This is a genomic window from Acidobacteriota bacterium (assembly GCA_012517875.1).
Classification (GTDB): domain Bacteria; phylum Acidobacteriota; class JAAYUB01; order JAAYUB01; family JAAYUB01; genus JAAYUB01.
In genome coordinates, this window is record JAAYUB010000056.1 from 1 (window position 1) to 19133 (window position 19133).

Here is a 19133-nt window from a genome sequence, read left to right on the forward strand (position 1 = left end):
AGGTTTAATGAGGTCCGGACTGAGAACAGGTACCCTGACGCTGCTGTGCCTGGTCCTCCTCGCCTCCGCCGCTTCCCCCCTGCTGGCCCAGGTGGGCACGCTGATCGAGAAGGTCGAGATCCGGGGCAACCACCGCATCCCCCAGGACACCATCTTCTACTACATCATGACCCGGTCCGGCGACGTCTTCGACCAGGACAAGATCCTCATCGATTTCAAGGCGCTCCACAAGACCAACCTGTTCAAGAACATCAAAGTGGACGTCTCCGACGGCGAGACGGGTCGGATTGTCACCTTCATTGTCGAAGAGAAGCCCATCATCCGGTCGATCGCCTACGAGGGTGTGAAATCGTTCAAGCAGTCGGACATCCTTGACAAGTTCAGCGAGGAGAAGCTGGGCCTGACGGTGGACTCCCCTTACGAGCCCACCAAGATCAAGAAGGCCGAGAACATCATCCAGAACCTGCTGGTGCTCAACGGGCGGCCGCTCGGCACCGTCACCACCGCCGTGGAGGAGATCCCCCCCAATTCGGTGAAAATCGTCTTCCAGGTCGCCGAGGGGGAAAAAGTCCGCATCGGCAAGATTCGTTTCACCGGCAACACGGTATTCGACAACGGCGACCTCAAGGACGCGCTCAAACTCAGCAAGGAGCGCGGCCTGATCAGCATGTTCAAGGGCACCGATAAGTACCACAAGGACAAGCTCCTCTATGACCTTGAGGAAAACGTCAAGTCCCTGTATCAGGAGCACGGCTACCTGGACATGAAATACGGCCAGCCCGAGGTGGAGATCGTCGAGGGACCCCGAGGCTTCCTGCCGCTCCTGCGCAAGACGAAGAAGCAGTTTTACATCACCGTGCCCATCGACGAGGGGGCGCAGTATCGGGTCAACAGCCTCGAGTTCGAGGGCAACACCCTGTTCACCGACGAACAGCTCCTGCCCCTGATCGGCCTGAGGAAGGGCGATGTCGCCAACTACAAGGCCATCAAGGAAGGCATGGACACCATCAAGAAGATCCACGGGATGCAGGGGTATATCGATTTCGACATCCAACCGAAACTCAAGACTGACCAGCCGAACCGCCTGGCGGACGTCACCTTCACGGTGGAGCAGGGCAAGCAGTACCGGGTCAACAAGATCGAGTTCTTCGGCAACACCCGCACCCGCGACAAAGTGCTCCGGCGCGAGTTCGTGCTGGTGGAGCAGGAGACGTTCTCCCAGACTCTCCTGGACATCAGCATCCAGCGGCTGAACCAGCTCGGGCTCTTCGAAAAGCTCGAGGAGAAGGATTACGAGATCAAGCGCAATCCCCAGGAAGCCACGGTCGACATCAACCTGACCGTCTCCGAGAAGGGGCAGCAGTCCATCGGCCTCACCGGCGGCATCAGCGGCTACCAGGGCACGTTCGTCGGCATCAACTACAGCACCAACAACTTCCTGGGCTATGGCGACAAGTTGATGTTCGACGCCATCTTCGGCACGCGAATCGTCAACTTCTCCTTCGCCTTCACCGACCCGTACTTTCTGGACACCAACTCGCTGTTCGGATTCTCGGTCTACAACCGCCGCTACCGCTACGATGTCAACGACTACACGTACTATTACCAGACCAGCGACGCAGTCCAGCTCTACGTCCGCAAGACCACCGGTTTCAGCCTGACCTTCGGGCGGCAACTGTGGCGCTTCTGGCGGTACTACATCTCCTATGAGTTGGAGAATATCTCTTTCCCGCCGGACGAGATCAACGAGGATTACTACTACCTGGTCGAGGCGCAGCTCTTCGGTATCAACCCGGGGTTGCCCATCGACGAGGCGCTGGCCGGGCTGATCCGGTCGCAGGTTTCGCTGCGCCTGTCCCAGAACACCACCGATGACTTCTTCTTCCCCACCCGCGGGCGGGAGCTGGATCTCGGGGTGGCCTTCTCCGGCGGGCCGCTGCAGGGCGACTTCAACGTGATCCGGCCATACGTGGACATGAAGTTCTTCTTCCGCGACCCCTTCCTGTTCAAGGGCCGCAATGTGTTCGGCTTCCACGGCCGGGCCCAGTTTGTCGCCCCGTTCGGCGACACGCAGGCCGTTCCGTTCTTCGAGCGGTATTTCATGGGCGGCGACCAGGACCTGCGCGGCTTCGACATTCGGGGCGTGAGCCCGTACGCAGTGGTCTCGACCATCGCCAAGGACAACGAGGGGAATCCGCTGATCGATTTCGAAACCGGCTTGCCGCGACGGACGGACCAGGTTCTGCCCATCGGCGGCGATATCGCCTTCATGGGCCAGGCCGAGTACCGCATCCCCATCGCCGGACCGGTCAGCATCGCGCTGTTCGCCGACGCCGGACTCTCGACGGTGACTCAGTACGACAAACTGGGCTTCTCCGAGAGCACCAACGTCTACCTGATCTCGAGCACGAACGGCAAGTGGCGGGCGTCCACCGGTGCGGAGCTTCAATTCATGCTGCCCATGGTCAACGCGCCGTTCCGGCTGATCTTCGCCTACAACCCGCTCCGCCTCACCGAAATTTTCCGGACCAAGGACCAGCAGTACAGCTACAACGAACCGGAGACCAACATCCAATTCACGATCGGCAAGAGCTTCTAATCAAACATATAAGGAGAACATAGAGTCATGAAGCAGTTGAAGTACATCCTGTTAGCGGTGCTGATCCTCAGCCTCGGCGCCTTCGCCGGCGCCCAGGCCAAGCTCGGTTTCGTCGATTCCAACCGCGCGGTCGTCAGCACGGACGAGGGGAAGGCGGAATACCAGAAAATCACCGACTGGGCCCAGAAGCAGGACGGATCCCTGGGGGAACTGCGCAAGCAGATCGAGGAGAAGCAGATCCAGCTGCGCAACCAGCAGAACATGCTGACTGATGACAAGCGGGAGGAACTGGCCAAGGAGCTGGACCGCCTCGAGACCGAGTTCAAACGCCGGGGCGAGGACCTGAAGCGCGAATACGCCCGCCGGCTTGACGAGTTCGGCAAGAAGATGGACAAGAAGATCACCCCCCTGTTCAACAAGTTCGCCCAGGACAACGGCTACACCATGATCCTGTACCTCAATCCGCAGATTGTGGCCTACTACGACCCGAGCATCGACGTGACCGACCAGATCATCAAGCTCTACAACCAGGCGTATCCCTACACGCCGCAGCCTTAGCGCGTCGCCAGGCTCTCGCGGGGCGCCGGCAGCGCGAGCAACTTCTAACACCCGAACGGTCCCAGCCGCAGTCGTCTGGGACCGTTGCCTTTATCCCGAACCGAGGAGGAACGCGTGAACGACACCCCCAAGCTGCCCGATATCCGTGAGATCATGAAATGGCTGCCGCATCGGTATCCCTTCCTGCTGGTGGACCGCATCGTGGAACTGGAACCCGGCGTCCGGATCAAGGGCCTGAAAAACGTCACCTTCAACGAGCCGTTCTTCCAGGGGCATTTTCCGGGCGCGCCGGTCATGCCGGGCGTGCTGATTCTGGAAGCCATGGCCCAGACCGGCGGCGTGCTGGCGATGTCCACCCGCTGCAAGAGCGAGAGCGGCAACCTGGTCTACTTCATGGGCATCGACAAAGCCCGCTTCCGCCGGCCGGTAGTGCCCGGCGACCAGCTCGTCATGACGTGCGAGGTGATCAAGCTCAAATCGCGAACCTGCCAGATGGCCGGCCAGGCGTTCGTGGACGGCGAGCTGGCCTGCGAAGCCGAGTTTCTCTCCATGATCATGGAAGGGCAGCGATGAGCAGCGTGCATCCGTCCGCGGTCCTGACGGGCCAGGTGGAGTTGGCCGAAGACGTCACCATCGGGCCGTTTGTCGCCATTCAGGGGCCGGCCGTGATCGGGCGCGGCACCATCATCGACGCCCACTGCCGCTTGGAGGGACCCATCCGGATCGGGGAGGGGAACCATGTCTTTCCGTTCTGCTCGCTGGGCTCCGCGCCTCAGGACATCTCGTACAAGGGTGAGCCCACCGAACTGGTCATCGGCGACCACAACCTGATCCGGGAGTTCGCCACCTTCAACCGGGGCACCGTCAAGGGGGGCGGCATCACCCGGGTGGGCAGCCATTGCCTGTTCATGGCCTACTCCCACATCGCCCATGACTGCATCGTCGAAGACCATGTCGTGTTCGCCAACGGCGCCACGCTGGGCGGTCACGTGAGCGTCGGCTTCCGGAGCACAGTGGGCGCGTTCACCGGCGTACACCAGTTCTGCCGGATCGGCCCTTACGCCTTCGTAGGCGGCTACTCGGTCATCACCCGCGACGCGCTGCCGTTCGTGAAGACCGTCGGCGAGCGTAACCACGCGGCGATATACGGCATCAACTCCATCGGACTCCAGCGGCTCGGCTTCCCCAAGGAGCGCATTGAAACCCTGCAACGGGCGTACCGGCTGCTCTTCCGTCAGACCTCCAACCTGGGGCAGGGACTGACCAACCTCAGGGAGCACCTGCCGGTCGAGGGCGACGTGAAGATTCTGGTGGATTTCATCGAGTCGTCCAAACGGGGCGTGATCCGATGAGCGAACCGCTGCCGGAACGGCTGGGACTGATCGCGGGGGGCGGGGAGTTCCCCCGGATGATCGCCCGGCAGTGCCGGCAGTTGGGCATCCCCTGTCACGTGGCCGCCATCCGGGACGAGGCCGATCCCGCCATCGCCGAGGATGCCGCTTCGATCCAGTGGCTGGGGATCGGCAAGCTGGGCCGGCTGATCCGATTCTTCAAAGACGCGGGCGTGACCCGGGCCATCATGGCCGGGTATGTCCAGCATGTGCGCATCTTTGGGCGGGACCGTCCGGACCTGCGGGCCATCAGCCTGCTGGGGCGGCTGCCGCGCCGGAACACCGACGAGATCCTCGGTGCGCTGGCCGACGAGCTGGGTCGCGAGGGCGTGCAGGTGGTGGACTCCACCTTGCTCTTGCGGGACCTGGTGCCGCCGGCGGGTCTGCTGACGCGGCGGGCGCCCGACCGCCAGGAGCGGATCGACCTGGAGTACGGGCTGGCCACCGCCCGCGAGATCGCCCGGCTGGACTTGGGCCAGACCGTCGTGGTCTGCCGGCGGGTGGTGGTGGCGGTGGAGACGCTCGAGGGCACCGACGCCACCATCGAGCGGGCCGCCGCGCTCACCCGGAACGAGAAACTGACGGTGGTCAAGGTGAGCAAGCCCGACCAGGACATGCGGTTCGACGTGCCCCTCATCGGCGCCCGCACCGTCGAGGTGCTGACGCGGAACCGGGTGTCGGCCATGGCGGTGGACGCCGGCCGCAGCTTGATGCTGGACAAGGCGGATGTGCTGCAACGGCTGGATACCGCGGGGATCGCCCTGGTGGGCGTGGCGGCGCCGGCAGTGACGCTCCCGGCGAAGTGGTGACCGGCCCATGAACCGCGAATTCTTCTACAAGCTGATTCGTGTGGTGATCTTTCCGTTCCGCTTCGCCTATCTCATCGTCTATCAGTGGCGCATGAACCGGGCGCGTGAGGCGCATCGGGCGGCTCAAATGCCCGGGACATCCGCCGGTCCCGACGCTACCCCACCAACCGAGCACAGTGAGGAGATGGGAGATAGGAGATAGGAGATAGGAGATAAGAGATAGGAGACTAGGAAATAGGAAATCGGAGATAGAAGATTAGATCTCTTCCTCGTGCTCGTAATTCGTAATCGTGATCGTAATCGTACTTCGTAATCGTCATCGAGGCTCGAGGCTCGAGCCTCCTTCCCGATCATCGGACATCGGACATCGGACATCGGATCTCGCAGTTCGGGATTCGAGACTCGCTCCCAACGATCAACTATCCACTCTCTGCGAACCTGTGAACCTTTGAACATTTGAACCTGCGAACATCCCAACCTTCCAACCTTCAAGCGGCTCGATTACGATCACGAATTACGATGACGATTACGAAGTACGATTACGAGCACGAACAACCCCAATCCGGGAACGGCTACGATTCACCCTTTGTCCATGATCCCATCAGGCAATCAGGTAAAAAAATAAGGGGATGATCGCTCATCCCCTCGGTTGGTAAAAGGGTGGTTCGACTGATACTCCCGGCTCTTCGTCCGGAAGGGGTGGAAGATCAAACCGACGACACAAACCGTGGCGGTGCTGGCGCGCCGACGGTCGGGACGGCGGTGAAAAGATCCAGTGACGCTTCCTGCAATCGACACTGGGTGACAAGCAAATGTGATACCAGTCACACGCCGAGTTGAATGTCCCCTGTTTGCTAGGTTTTGGGCGAGTGTGTTCAATCCCACAGGGCGACGGTGACAAAAAAGGGGAATAAATGTGACGAATTTTGTCCGGACGCCGTGTGGGCCGGATCAGTTGTTGCGAGAACGAGTGGCGGACCGGTTCCGGCCCTCCAGTAGGGCGCCGGCAGTCCGGTAGCGCTCCAGTTTCCGGTAGAGTGTTTTGCGCCCGATCCCCAGGACGCGGGCGGTCTTCTGCTTGTCACCGCCCAGTGTCTCCAGAGTCTGCAGGATGGTTGTCCGTTCGATCTCGTCGAGGCTCTGGCCCACGTGGAAATGCAGCGTGCCGCCCATTCCGCCACCGGAGAGAAGATGCGGCATTGCCGCGGCCAGATCCGACAGGGTGATGACCGGACCCGTCGCGGTAATCGCCGCCGTCTCGATCACCTGGCGAAGCTGTGGGATATTGCCCGGCCAGTCGAGGCCGGCCAGTGCGTGCAGCGCGTCGGACTCCACGCCGGTGATGTACTTGCCCGATTCCTTGCGGATCATCTCCACCACGTGCTGCACCAGCAGCGGGATGTCGCCGCGGCGCTCGCGCAGCGGCGGCAGCGCCACGGTGTGAAGGGCGCGCCACATCGGCGCATCCGGCGCCTCGGCCGGCAACGTGGCGGCGCTGAACAGCAACCGCGTGTCCAGCGCGGCGGATCGGCGATTGCGGACCGCGCCCGGGGTGACGCCCGCCAGCAGCTCCAGCAGTTCGGCGCGCCGCTCCGGAGGTAGGGTCTCCACCTCGTGGAAGAACACCGTGCCCCCGGCGGCCGCAGCCAGCGTTCCCGCTGTCGCGGTGTCGCCGAACACGCGACGTCGGAACTGCTCCGGATCCAGCAGGCGGCACGGCACCCGGACAAACGGGGCCTGGTCCCGGGCGCTGCTCCGGTGGACGGACTCGGCCAGCAGCTCCCGGCCGGTGCCCGGTTCCCCCAGAATCAGCAGCGGGGTGTCGTACGCGGCCAGCTCCAGCGCCTTGTCCACCGCCTGGCGGAACGCGGGGTGGTTGCCCAAGAGGCGGTCGCCGGTCCGGACAAGGCTCAGGTCGCGCTTGAGCCGGAGGATTTCGGAGCTGAGCTGGTTGCGCTCGAAGTAGAGCACGAGTTGGCGCAGGATCGATTCCACCACCAGGAGGTCTTCTTCCCGGCGGCGGGAGGCGGCCCGATCCCACGCAAAGAGGAGCACGCCGAACAGCGTGCCGTTGAGGATCAGCGGGGCGGCCAGGAGGGCCGCCGCGCCGAAGAGGCGCTTGATGCGGTACGCTTCGTGACCGAAGGTGCTGTCCTCGGCGATCACAAGGGGCTCGCCCTGCTCCAGCTCGCGGAGCAGGCGGTTGTCCTCGGAAAATTCCAGAATCTCCGGGAACAGGCTGCTCTCGCCGGTAGCGCCTCCAGAGACGGAGCGCCGGGCGACGAACCGCAGTGTGCGGCCGGGCAGGTCGAAGTAGCCGAAGCCGGCTCGGTCGGCGGTGATCAGCTCGAGAATCCGGTCCAGCAGAAATGCGATCACCTCATCCAGGTGACGATGCCGCGACAGCGCGTCCCCCAGCTCCAGCAGCAAGCCTGAGACCTGCACCTCGCGCTCCTTCTGGAGGTACATGCGGGCGTACTGGTAGGCGACGGCCAGCTGGTTGGCCAGTGATCGCATGAGATTGATTTCGTTGGCGTTCCAAACATGTCGGTCCCGGCTGTGATGCAGCCCCATGAAGGCCAGCGGCTCATCGCCCAAGTGGATGGGGACCACCAGCAGGGAGCGGGTCCCGAAGTCCAGGCACATCTGCTGGAGGACGGGGTGCACGCGCGCGCCGGACACGTCGTCCAGGGCGAACGGATCGCGCCGGTAGCCCGACGTGGCCAGAAAATCGCGCTTGATGGGGATCTCCAGATCGAGCGCGGAGGGCAGGGTGTCGTCACGCCGGTACTCGTAGTCGATTTTCAAAACCCGGTTTTCCCGGTAGACCATCAGGTTGCAGCGGTCCAGATCCATGAGCCGCCCGATCTCGGCGACGGTGGCCCTGAGGAAATTGTCCAGGTCGATCCGGCGGCAGATCTGCGGCGAGATGCGATTGATCAGGTTCTCCCACACCCGATAAAAGGCGACGGTTTCCAGGAGTTGTTCCCGGGTGAGAGTATCGTTCTGGCGTTCATCCGAGACGCGACTGGGCATGGGTGCGACGGCCTCCTTCCGTATTCGACGGTTACTCAGCATAATCAGCCGGAGAAGAGATGTCAATATTAAAATGTCATAATGACACACTTGTTTGAAAAACACGCAAATATGTTTCTCCTTGACACGTTCGCGATTGACTTTTAGCCGGTCTTGGATCATAATGACGGTCTTTGTTTGAATACCGGAGCCGAGAGCGGAGGCATGCATGGACTGGGTGATCGGCATCGATATCGGCGCGATCAGCGTCAAGGCGGCGATCATCGGGAGCGAGGAACGGCGCGCGGACTGGGTGGGCCTGGCCGCCGCCGATCCGTCGTTGACCTATCTGGGACCGGATGACCTCGACACAGGCGAGGGGTTGCCACCCATTCTGCTGACCGCGTACACCCGGATCAAAGGACAGCCCATCCGCGCCGCTCGGGATCTGCTGGAAACCCTGTTTCGCAAGATTCCGCCGTCGGAACTCCGGGGCATCCGGGTGACGGGTTCCGGCGGGCGACTCCTGGGCCAGGCGCTGAGCCTGAACGCGGAGAATGAATTCAAGGCCATCACCCGCGCCGTCAACTGCCTTTGCCCCGACGTCCGCACTGTGTTCGAAATGGGTGGTGAGAAGTCGAAGTACATCCTGCTGGAGCAGGATCCGCAATCGGGCCAGCTGGGCATCGCGGACTACGAGACCAGCGGCGACTGTGCGGCCGGGACCGGCTCTTTCCTCGACCAGCAGGCCGGACGGTTGCAATTCGCCATCGAGGACGTGGGCGGCATCGTGGCCCGGGCCGAGAAGGCGGCCAAGATCGCGGGGCGCTGCTCGGTGTTCGCCAAGTCCGACATGATCCACGCGCAACAGAAAGGCTACACGCCGCCCGAAATCCTGAGGGGCTTGTGCGACGCGGTGGCCCGCAACTTCAAAAGCTCCATCACCAAGGGGAAGAAGGTGGTGCCGCACGTCGCGTTCATCGGCGGTGTCTCCCGTAATGCCGGCGTGGTGCGAGCCATCGAGGACGCCTTCGAGCTCAAGCCGGGCGACCTGCGGGTCCCCCGATTCGGGTGCTGGCTCGGTGCCATGGGCGCGGCCCTGCTGGAGTGGGAATCGCCCAAGCGGACGCCCATCGCCGGCCTGGAGGCCCTCGACCGCCATCTGACCCAAGTGCAAGCAGGCTTCCCCACGACGCCGCCGCTGGACCTGGAAAAGGTCGTGCTCCTGCGCGACCGGATGCCCCCGTACACCCTGGAGGGGAAGGCGCTGCCTGTCAGCACGTACCTGGGTATTGACATCGGCTCGGTGAGCACCAATCTCGTGGTCCTGGACGAGGGGGGCGACGTGGTCAAGGAGATCTATTTGCGCACGCGCTCCCGGCCCATCGAGGTGGTGCAGGAGGGCCTCAACGAGATCCGCGCCGAGCTGGGCGACCGGATCACCATTCACGGCGTGGGCACCACCGGCTCGGGGCGCGAGCTCATCGGCATGCTGGTGGGCGCCGACCTGATCATGGACGAAATCACCGCCCACAAGACGGGCGCCAGCTACATCGGCGACAAGCTCCTGGGCCTGACCGTGGACACGATTTTCGAAATCGGCGGCCAGGACTCCAAGTATATCAGCCTGCAGGACGGCGTCGTCGTCGACTTCGCCATGAACGAGGCCTGCGCCGCCGGCACCGGCTCCTTCCTCGAGGAGCGGGCCGAGGAACTGGGCGTCAAGATCAAGGGCGAGTTCGCGGCGCTGGCGCTTTCGAGCGCCGCGCCCATCAAGCTGGGCGAGCGGTGTACCGTGTTCATGGAGCAGGATGTCAACAGCTACCTCCAGAAGGGGGCGGCCCTGCCCGACATCGTGGGCGGTCTGGCCTACTCCATCGGCTTCAACTACATCAACCGGGTGATCCAGGGCCGCCACATCGGCGATGTCATCTTCTTCCAGGGCGGCACCGCTTACAATGACGCCGTGGCGGCTGCGTTCTCGAAAATTCTGGACAAGCAGATCATCGTGCCTCCGTTCAACGGCGTCATGGGCGCGGTGGGCGCCGCGTTGCTCGTGCGCGAGAAGGTGACGAGCACCGGCGAGAGCACCAACTTCCGCGGGTACGACCTCGGGGCGGTGGACTACACCCTGCGCGAGTTCACCTGCAAGGGCTGCACCAACTTCTGCAGCATCCAGGAATTTCGGGTCGAGGAGGACCGCGTCTACTGGGGCGACAAGTGCAGTGACCGCTATCGCAAGCGCGCCAAGTCGAAAAAGCAGCCGGTGCTGGACGATCTCGTGACCCTCCGCAACCAGTGGCTCTTCGAGGGTTACCAGGAGCCCTCGGGCGAGCGGCCGGTGATCGGCATCCCGCGGACCATGTACACCTTCGAGCGATTTCAGCTCTGGCTGACGTTCTTCCGGGCGCTGGGCTACGACGTGCTGCTCTCGCCCACCACCAACCGGAAGATCGTGCTCGACGGGTACGACACGGTGGTGTCCGAACCGTGCTTCCCCATTAAGGTGGCCCACGGCCACGTCAAGCAGCTGCTGGACGAGAACGCCCGGTACATCTTCCTGCCCAACATCATCAACGCGGAGACCCCGTATCCCGAGGTGGAGAGCTTCATGTGCCCGTGGGGCCAGACGCTGCCGTTCGTGATCCGGTCGGCACCCTTCTTCCAGCGCTATGAGGACCGGATGCTCGTCCCCACGCTCCACTTCCGCGACGGTTTCGAGACGGTCGCCCGCGAGCTGTACGAGTACTTCCGGGACGCCGGGTTCAAGTTGCGCCGCAAGGACGTGCATGCCGCCCTGACCCAGGGGTACGCCGCCCAGGCGCGGTTCATCGAACGGATCCAGACCGCCGGCCGGACCGCCCTGCGGCGTCTGCAGGAGACCGGTGAGATCGGGATCATCCTGCTAGGGCGCCCGTACAACGTGAACGACCCCGGCGTGAATCTGGACGTACCGAAGAAACTGCGCGATTTTTACGGCGTCAACGTCATCCCCATGGACTTCCTGCCCATGGACGACGTGGACATCACCGACATCAACGACAACATGTTTTGGAACTACGGCCGGAAGATCCTCGCCGCCGCCAAGTTGACGAAGGAATTCCCCTATCTGCACAGCATCTACATCACCAACTTCAAGTGCGGACCGGACTCGTACGTCAAGCATTTCATGGGCAAGGCGGCGGGCAAGCCGGCCCTGATCCTCCAGTTTGACGCCCACTCCAACGACGCCGGCGTCATGACCCGTTGCGAAGCGTATCTGGACAGCAAAGGAGTTCTCCGATGGTGGAGCAAACAGCCCGAGACACGGCCCCCCCAGATGGCAACACGTTGAGGGGGAAAACTCTCTGGATACCCCGCATGAGCTACGGCGGGGCCAAGACCTTCGCGGCGGCGTTCCGCTCCGTGGGCATCATCGCCCACGAGTGCCCGGAGGCGGACGCCCGCGCCATGGAGCTGGGCTCCCGGGTCACCTCCGGCGACGAGTGCTACCCGGAGATGGTCACTTTGGGGACGTTCCTGCGCCTGGCCGAGCAGCCCGGCTTCGACCGCTCGCGCAACGCCTTCTTCATGCCCACCGCCGGCGGCCCGTGCCGTTTCGGACAGTACTCCCCGTTTGTGCGCAAGGTGCTCCATGACGTCGGCCTGGATGAAATCCAGGTCTTTTCCCCCACCAGCAAGGACGGCTACAAGGACATCGGCGGCAGCGCGGGAGAACTCATGCGCACCGCCTGGCGGGCGCTGGTGATCTCCGACATGCTGCGCAAGTTCCTCCACAAGACCCGTCCCTACGAGCGTACCGCCGGCGACGCCGACCAGGCGCACGAAGACAGTCTCAACGACGTGTGCGCCGTGCTGGAGCGGCCGGGCATGAAGCCCAAAGCCAAGCTTGATGCCCTGGCCGAAGCCATGACCCGCTGCCGCGATCGCTTCCGCGCCGTGCCGGCGGACTACTCCGAGCCGCGACCGCTGGTCGGCGTGGTGGGCGAGATCTTCTGCCGTCTGAACACGTTCAGCAACGAGGATTTGATTCGACGCATCGAGGCGCAGGGCGGGGAGGGCTGGCTCTCCGACATCACCGAGTGGGTCTGGTACACCAATTTCGAGACTTTCAAGCGGATCCGCGCCGCCGGCAAACAGGTTTCGCTCTCGATGCTCGGCGCCATCGTCAAGAACAAGATCCAGCGCCGTGACGAGCACGCCCTCGTCGGCATGCTCCACGACGACCTGGTGGGGTATGAGGAACCGGCCGACATCCGCACCGTACTTGACCACGCCATGCCGTACCTGCCGCATTACGGCGCGCTGGGCGAAATGGTGCTCAGCGTGGGCAAGGCGATCTACCTCTACCACCAGGGAGCCGACGGGATCGTGGACATCAGCCCGTTCACCTGCATGAACGGCATCACCTGCGAGGCGGTCTATCCGCGGGTGTCGGCCGAGCACGACAACATCCCCATCAAGAACTTCTACTTCGACGGCACCCAGAAGGACCTGGACACGGCCGTGGGCATCTTCCTGGAGCTGGCCCGGACCTACCGCCGCCGCAAGCAGCCGGTTCGCCGCCTGCCGGCGTACTTCCCCGCGGGCGCCAAGGCCTAGCCGCCAGACGGGTCTCGGGGCTCGGGTCTCGCTCCTAACAATCAACGATCAACTATCAACCATCAACTGACTCGGACTGCGGACCCGGGACCTAGGTTCTGGGTCCTGGTTCCCAGCTCCCAGACCCCAGGTCCCAGATCCCAGGTCCCAGGTCCCAGGTCCCAAGTCCCATTTCTCCGTTGCCACGGGCCCGCCAGCGGTGCGACAATTCGGAGCGGGTGGGATCACCGGTCTCGTTCAGCTCTGGCGGCCATAGCCGCCGACTAATCCTCCGGAGGCGACAGATGCCGCTCGGATTATTCGCGTCGGACCTACACGGGCACGCCGACCGGTACGAGAAGCTATTCACCGCGATGACGCGAGAGCAGCCGGGCGCCGTGTTCCTGGGCGGCGACTTGCTGCCGTCGGGCCTCTGGTCGCTGACCGCCGACGGCCCCCGCGACGAGGCGTTTCTCGAGCAGGTCTTGATCCCGGGTCTGAGCCGGGTCCGGGCGGCGCTCGGCGCCGCGTACCCCCGCGTGTTCCTGATTCTGGGAAACGATGACGCGCGCGCGGTGGAAACCCGCCTGCTGGTGGACGAGACGCTGGGGTTGTGGACCTACGCCCACGGCCGCCGCTGTGCCTGGGGCGACTACGACGTCTTCGGGTACGCGTTCATCCCGCCCACGCCGTTCCAGAACAAGGACTGGGAGCGCTACGACGTGTCGCGCTTCGTGGACCCCGGCTGCTCACCGCCCGACGGGGGGGTCCGCACCGTGCCCGTCAGCGAGCACGAGCTGGAGTACGGCACCATCGTTAGGGATTTGGCCCGGCTGGCGGGGGACCGCGACCTTGCGCGGAGCATCTGGCTGTTCCACGCGCCGCCCCACGACACGCCGCTCGACCGGGCGGCCCTGGACGGCCGGATGGTGGACCACGTGCCGGTGGACGTCCACGTGGGCAGCATCGCCGTGCGCCGCTTCATCGAGGCCCGCCAGCCGTGCGTCACTCTGCACGGGCACGTCCACGAAGCGGCGCGCCTCACGGGGCAGTGGCGGATGGAATGGGGGCGATCCCGAAGCTTCACGGCCGCGCATGACGGCCCGGAGCTGGCGCTGATCCTGTTCGATCCCGAACGTCCGGACGCCGACCGGCGGCTACTGCTCTGACGTTCCCGACTCGGTGCCTATCGGCAGGAGCCAGGCTCGGTCCGACACCGCGCTGATCCTCACGGCGAAGCTGCTCCGGCGGGCGATGTCGTCATCCGTGACGAGGTGGATGTCCAGCAACTCGCCGCATCGCTGGCCGGTCCGCTCGAAGTTCCACTGGTCGAGCACGGGATTCCACCGCCGCAGCTCAGCCAGGAGCGCGTCGCGCTGCGACTCGTCGCCGCGGACGTGGATCACCAGGTCGATGTCGCTGCACGGGCCGGCGACAGCGTTCTTGGTGCTGCCGATGAGGTAGCAGGCGACAACGCCCAGGCGCGCCGGATCCAGGCGGGCGGCGATGAGGCGCGCGGCGGACAGCCGCCATTCCCAGTGGCTCTTCCCCGGCGGCGGAGGCAGGTGTTCCGGATCAGTCATGCGGCGCTCCGTTGCAATCGTCTCGCGACTGGGGGCCGGCCGCCGGTTCCAGCCGCCGGTTCCAGTATAGCACGCGCCCACTCCCCCTCCTGCCGTGCTCGTAATCGTGCTCGTAATCGTAATTCGTACTCGTACTCGTACCTCGACTCAGAACGCTCACCACATAGTCACAAAGGGCACGAATGTATCAATATTTCATTGATCATTCATCAGCGGTCATTATGGAATTGTGGCTATTGATGATTGTTTAAATTTTTTTGGCTATTTGGGGAAGAGTCGGGTCGTGCCGATGCGACATCCGACTCATGAATTCCTTTGTTTGAATTCCGATATCCCAGACAGTTGATGGTTGATCGTTGCTTGCCGGGAACGAGCCCCGAGACCCGAGTCTCGATCACGATTACGAGCATGAATTGGTGAACTTGTGAACCTGTGAACGTCCGGACATGAGCCTCGAACCTCGCGCCTTGACATCCGATGTCCGAAGTCCGATGTCCGAAGTCCGATGTCCGATGTCCGTGTCATCCACACCGCGTGCCGCAATCCCTCTTGCCCCTTCAGGACTTCTGAAAGAGCGACCGGTCCACTCTCGGCCATTGAAGGGTCAGTAGCCAACCGGCCCAGCCGATGGTGCCGATCATCAACAGCAGGGCCAGGACCTGAACGCTCTGCGCCAGCGCCTGGTCGAACTCCAGCCAGCCCAGCCGGCCCAGGAGGTTCTGCCAGTCGTGATAGCCGGGCACCTCCCGGCCGGTGACGCCGCCCAACAACGGCAGCACCCCGGCCCGGGCGTCATTGATGTAGACGGCCACGTCCAGCAGGCTTTGCGCCAGCCACCACAGGCCGAAGGCCGCGCCGAACGGGTTCTTCCGCCGCAGGAACTCCGCCGCGAAGAGCAGCGGGACCAGGCACTGCAGGAGGGAGCCGCCCAGCACGCGCATGAAGTCACCGAATGGGATGAAGAGGATGTGGCCGGCTTCGTGGATCACCAGGTCGATCCCGTGCCACAGGGATGCAGTGCGCCACATCGTCTCCAGCGGCGTGGCGATGTAGAACCAGCCGAAGCCGAGGATCAGCAGAAACACCAGGACGCGGCCGGCGAACACGAACGGGTTCACTTCCGGCTCCACATGCAGCAACCATTCCCGCACCACGCGCATGCGAACCTCCCGCGGCATTGTATCGCGCCCGCGGAAAAAAAGCGACCCGCCTACCGGCGGGGCGACTCGATGGGCACCCCGTCCGCCGCGGCGTCCGGCCACCCCGCACCCGTCCCGGCGGACCGGATGCACTCGCCCAGCGGCATCACCCGCCTGGCCTCCACCGTGACGCTGCCGAATTCGTCCACTGCCTGGCCCTCCACGATGAAGGCGCCATAGTCCGCGGTGTAGTGGCCCCATTCCCGGTAACACTCCGGGAAAAGCACCGCCTCGAACAGACCCGACTCGTCGTCCAGGGTCAGGAATTTCATGTACTGCTTGTTTTTGGCGAACACCCGCCGCTGGGTGATCAGCCAGCCGGCCAGGCGCACCCGCCGGCCGGCCTTGGCGGACAGGTCGGCCGCCCGGTCCCGCGCCAGGCCGGCCAGCTCCGCCCGGTGCAGCTCCAGCGGGTGGTCGCTGACATAGAGCCCCAGCACCTCGGCCTCCTGGCGCAGCTTCTCCAGCGGCGTGAAGTCGGGGATGCGCGGCGTGATGGCGTCGGGGAAGACCAGCGCGGTCACGTCGTCGAAGCCCAGCAACCGCCCGCCGAGCGATTCGCGACGGCGCTTCACCGGCTCGTGCAGCACCGCCAGCCGCCACAGCAGCTCCGGCCGGTAGAACTCGAAGCAGTCCAGCGCCCCGCAGCGGATCAGGTTTTCCAGTTCAGGCCGCTCCGCCGGCACGCGCGCCAGGAAGTCCACGAAGGAGACGAACGGCCCGTCTCGGCGGGCCGCCAGGATCCGGTCCACGGTGGCCGCAGTCAGATCGCGCACCTGGGCCAGGCCCACCCGCACGGCGCGGCCCTCGGCGACGTAGTCGCGGCCGCTCCGGTTGATGTGGGGGAGCCGCACGGGGATCCCCCACCGGCGCGCCTCCAGCACGTAGGCGGCCGCGCCGTAGAAGCCGCCGCCGTTGGCCAGCACGGCGGCGAAGAACTCCGCCGGGTGGTGGGCTTTCAGGTAGGCGGCCTGCCAGGAGATGGCGGCGTAGGAGGCGCTGTGGGCCTTGCAAAAGGCGTAACCGGAGAACGTTTCCATCTGGCGCCAGATCTCGGCGGCCGTCTCCGGCGCCGTGCCCCGGGCGACGGCCTTCTCCACGAAGGCGTCGCGCAGCGCCTGCATCGCCTCGGCCGACCGCTTGCTGGACATGGCCCGCCGCAGCTTGTCCGCCTCGCCCGGCGTGATGCCCGCCACGGCCTCGGCTACCCGCAGGATGTCCTCTTGGTACACCATCACCCCCAGCGTGGTGCTGAGGATCGGTTCCAGCGCCGGGTGGATGTAGGCGGCGGGCTTCCGGCCGTGGTAGCGGGCGATGAACTCGCGCAGCATCCCGGCGTCGGACGGCCCCGGCCGGATGACCGAGCTGGCGGCGATGATGGTCTCCATGTCCTTCGGCACCAGTTTCCGGAGCAGCGACCGCATCCCCGGCGACTCGATCTGGAAACAGCCCATGGTCCGGCCCGCCTGGACGATCCGCCAGGTGGCCGGGTCAGCCGGCGGCGCCTGGCTGAAGTCGAGGCGCCGGCCGGTGCGCCGGGCCACGGCGTCCAGCGCGTCGGCGATGACGCTGAGCGATCGCTGGCCCAGGATGTCGATCTTGAGCAGCCCCACGTCCTCGGCCGCGCGCATGTCGAACTGGGTGGCGGCGAGGCCCGCGGCGGTCATCTGCAGGGGGACTACCTCGTGGAGGGGCACGCGGCTCAGCACGATCCCGCACGGGTGCAGCCCCAGGTGGCGCGGGTGGCCGGCGATGGTCTTGGCCAGCCGGATCACCGTGGCGTACGGCTCCAGGTGGAACGGAATGGTCCGGCACTCGGGGATCTCGCGGAGCACCGTGTCGATGTGCTCGGCGCGGTGGTGGGGGATGGGCCGGGTGAAGCGGCTGATCTCGCGCTCCGGCAGGCCGATGGCCCGGGCTGACTCCCGCAGCGCGCCCCGCCCGGCCAGAGTGACGAAGGTGGCCAGCATGGCCGCGTTGTCGGCGCCGTACTTCTGGTACAGGTAGCGGATCACCTCGTGCCGCCGCCGCCAGCAGAAGTCCAGGTCGATGTCCGGCGGGTCGGTCCGGTGCAGGTTCAGGAAGCGCTCGAACGACAGGTTCAGCGCCAGCGGGTCCACGTGGGTCACCCCCAGGGCGTAGGCGGTGAGACTGCCGGCGGCCGAGCCGCGCCCCACGGTGGGGATGCCGGACGTCTCGGCAAATTCGACAAGGTCCCGCACGATGAGGAAGTACTCGGCGTAGCCCATCTGCCGGATCACCTCGAGCTCCCGCTCCAGCCGGGCGATCACCGCCGGCGTCAGCGGCCGGTAGCGCCGCGCCGCTCCGGCGAACGCCCGCTTCCACAGGAGCGAGAAGGCGCTCTCACCCGCTGGCAGGGGGAAGGGCGGATGGATGGTGGCGCCGGACGGGAAGCGGAACTCGCACGACTCGGCGATGCGTTCGGTGGCGGCCAGCGCTTCGGGGCACTCACGGAACAGCGCCGCCATCTGGGCGGGGGGCTTGAGCCAGGCGTCGGGGGCGGCGGTGTCGTCGGGTCCGAGCTTGCCCAGGGTGCTGCGGAGCCGAATGGCGGTCAGCAGCCGGTGGGTGTCCCAGTCGCCGGGCGCGGCAAACACGACGGCGTTGGTGGCGGCCGCCGGCAGCCCGTGGCGCCGCGCCAGCTCGAGCAGGGCGCGGTTGCGGGCGCGGTCGGCCGGGCGGCCGTGGTCCACCAGCTCGGCGACCAGGTGCGGGGTGCGGCAGCGCCGGAGCGCCTCTGCCAGGCCGCGCGGCTCGGCGAAGAGGAGCCAGTTGTCTTCGGCCAGCGCCTCCAGCGCCGCCGCCGGGTCGAACGCCGGGTCCAGGTGGAAGCGGGTGAGCGTCCGGCACAGCGCGGCGTAGCCGGCCGCCGAGCAGGGCAGGGCCACCACGCCGCCGATGCCGTCCAGAGGCAGCTCGGCGCCGACGATGGGCCGGATCCCCATCGCCTCGGCGCGACGGGCGAACGCCACCGCGCCGTAGAGCCCCTCGCGGTCGGTGAGCGCCAGCTGCTTCAGGCCCAGCCGCGCCGCCTGTTCCAGGAGCGCTTCGGGCGCGCGGGCCCCCCGCAAAAAGGAGTAGTAGCTGTGGCAGTGCAGATGGACAAACATGATCGATTCTCGTTAAGTCACGAGGCTCGAGACTCGAGGCCGGAGACTCGTGTCCGGACGTTCACAGGTTTGCAAGTTCACCAATTCGTGCTCGTCATCGTAATCGTGCTCGTAATTTCCAACCCGGCGTAGCCGGAACCCATTGATTGAGAGTATCTGGAATTAACTCGTCCAACCAGCGCGGCGCGCTCGGCCAACCGGTAAACAATCGGGGTCTGACAGTAAGTGAAGGCGAGCGAGTGGAGCGGAAGCCGGAGGCGCCGCACC

The 19133-nt window shown here is 65.0% G+C and carries 13 protein-coding genes; 9 read left to right on the forward strand and 4 right to left on the reverse strand.

Annotation, left to right across the window (positions count from 1 at the left end):
- Positions 1 to 7: 7 nt before the first annotated feature.
- From bamA to GX414_06480, 6 genes are all read left to right on the forward strand, one after another.
- Entirely contained in the window at positions 8 to 2599 is a 2592-nt protein-coding gene (gene bamA / locus GX414_06455) for an outer membrane protein assembly factor BamA (protein ID NLI46732.1), read from the forward strand.
- 27 nt (positions 2600 to 2626) lie between these two features.
- Positions 2627 to 3157 carry an OmpH family outer membrane protein gene (locus GX414_06460; GenBank protein NLI46733.1) on the forward strand — a complete coding sequence of 177 codons (531 nt, stop codon included), beginning with the start codon at positions 2627 to 2629 and terminating at the stop codon, positions 3155 to 3157.
- Between the two features lie 153 nt (positions 3158 to 3310).
- On the forward strand, positions 3311 to 3730 hold the full coding sequence (gene fabZ, locus GX414_06465; protein ID NLI46734.1) for a 3-hydroxyacyl-ACP dehydratase FabZ: 420 nt from the start codon (positions 3311 to 3313) through the stop codon (positions 3728 to 3730).
- Positions 3727 to 4509 carry an acyl-ACP--UDP-N-acetylglucosamine O-acyltransferase gene (gene lpxA / locus GX414_06470; GenBank protein ID NLI46735.1) on the forward strand — a complete coding sequence of 261 codons (783 nt, stop codon included), beginning with the start codon at positions 3727 to 3729 and terminating at the stop codon, positions 4507 to 4509. The genes fabZ and lpxA overlap by 4 nt, the downstream gene beginning before the upstream one ends.
- Positions 4506 to 5357, forward strand: a complete 852-nt coding sequence (locus GX414_06475) for an LpxI family protein (GenBank protein NLI46736.1) — start codon at positions 4506 to 4508, stop codon at positions 5355 to 5357. Before lpxA ends, GX414_06475 begins: the two co-directional genes overlap by 4 nt.
- A 7-nt stretch (positions 5358 to 5364) precedes the next feature.
- A complete protein-coding gene (locus GX414_06480) occupies positions 5365 to 5559 on the forward strand; it encodes a hypothetical protein (protein NLI46737.1) in 195 nt (64 codons plus the stop codon).
- 749 nt (positions 5560 to 6308) lie between these two features.
- On the opposite strand, the gene GX414_06485 is transcribed toward GX414_06480, so the two are convergent.
- Positions 6309 to 8393, reverse strand: coding sequence for a sigma-54-dependent Fis family transcriptional regulator (locus GX414_06485; protein NLI46738.1), 2085 nt, complete (start codon positions 8391 to 8393; stop codon positions 6309 to 6311).
- A gap of 208 nt (positions 8394 to 8601) precedes the next feature.
- On the opposite strand from GX414_06485, the gene GX414_06490 reads away from it, so the two are divergent.
- The 3 genes from GX414_06490 (at position 8602) to GX414_06500 (ending at position 14122) form a co-directional block, all read left to right on the forward strand.
- Complete coding sequence (locus GX414_06490; GenBank protein ID NLI46739.1) at positions 8602 to 11706, forward strand: hypothetical protein; 3105 nt, start codon at positions 8602 to 8604, stop codon at positions 11704 to 11706.
- 26 nt (positions 11707 to 11732) lie between these two features.
- On the forward strand, positions 11733 to 12974 hold the full coding sequence (locus GX414_06495; protein NLI46740.1) for a hypothetical protein: 1242 nt from the start codon (positions 11733 to 11735) through the stop codon (positions 12972 to 12974).
- Between the two features lie 284 nt (positions 12975 to 13258).
- Entirely contained in the window at positions 13259 to 14122 is an 864-nt protein-coding gene (locus GX414_06500) for a hypothetical protein (GenBank protein NLI46741.1), read from the forward strand.
- Here GX414_06500 and GX414_06505 read toward each other — a convergent pair.
- From GX414_06505 to GX414_06515, 3 genes are all read right to left on the reverse strand, one after another.
- On the reverse strand, positions 14111 to 14536 hold the full coding sequence (locus tag GX414_06505) for a hypothetical protein (protein NLI46742.1): 426 nt from the start codon (positions 14534 to 14536) through the stop codon (positions 14111 to 14113). The genes GX414_06500 and GX414_06505 overlap by 12 nt on opposite strands.
- Positions 14537 to 15093: 557 nt before the next feature.
- On the reverse strand, positions 15094 to 15696 hold the full coding sequence (locus GX414_06510) for a zinc ribbon domain-containing protein (GenBank protein NLI46743.1): 603 nt from the start codon (positions 15694 to 15696) through the stop codon (positions 15094 to 15096).
- A 50-nt stretch (positions 15697 to 15746) separates the two neighbouring features.
- Positions 15747 to 18866: a DNA polymerase III subunit alpha gene (locus GX414_06515; protein ID NLI46744.1), complete on the reverse strand. Its 3120-nt coding sequence runs from the start codon at positions 18864 to 18866 to the stop codon at positions 15747 to 15749.
- Positions 18867 to 19133 lie beyond the last annotated feature (267 nt).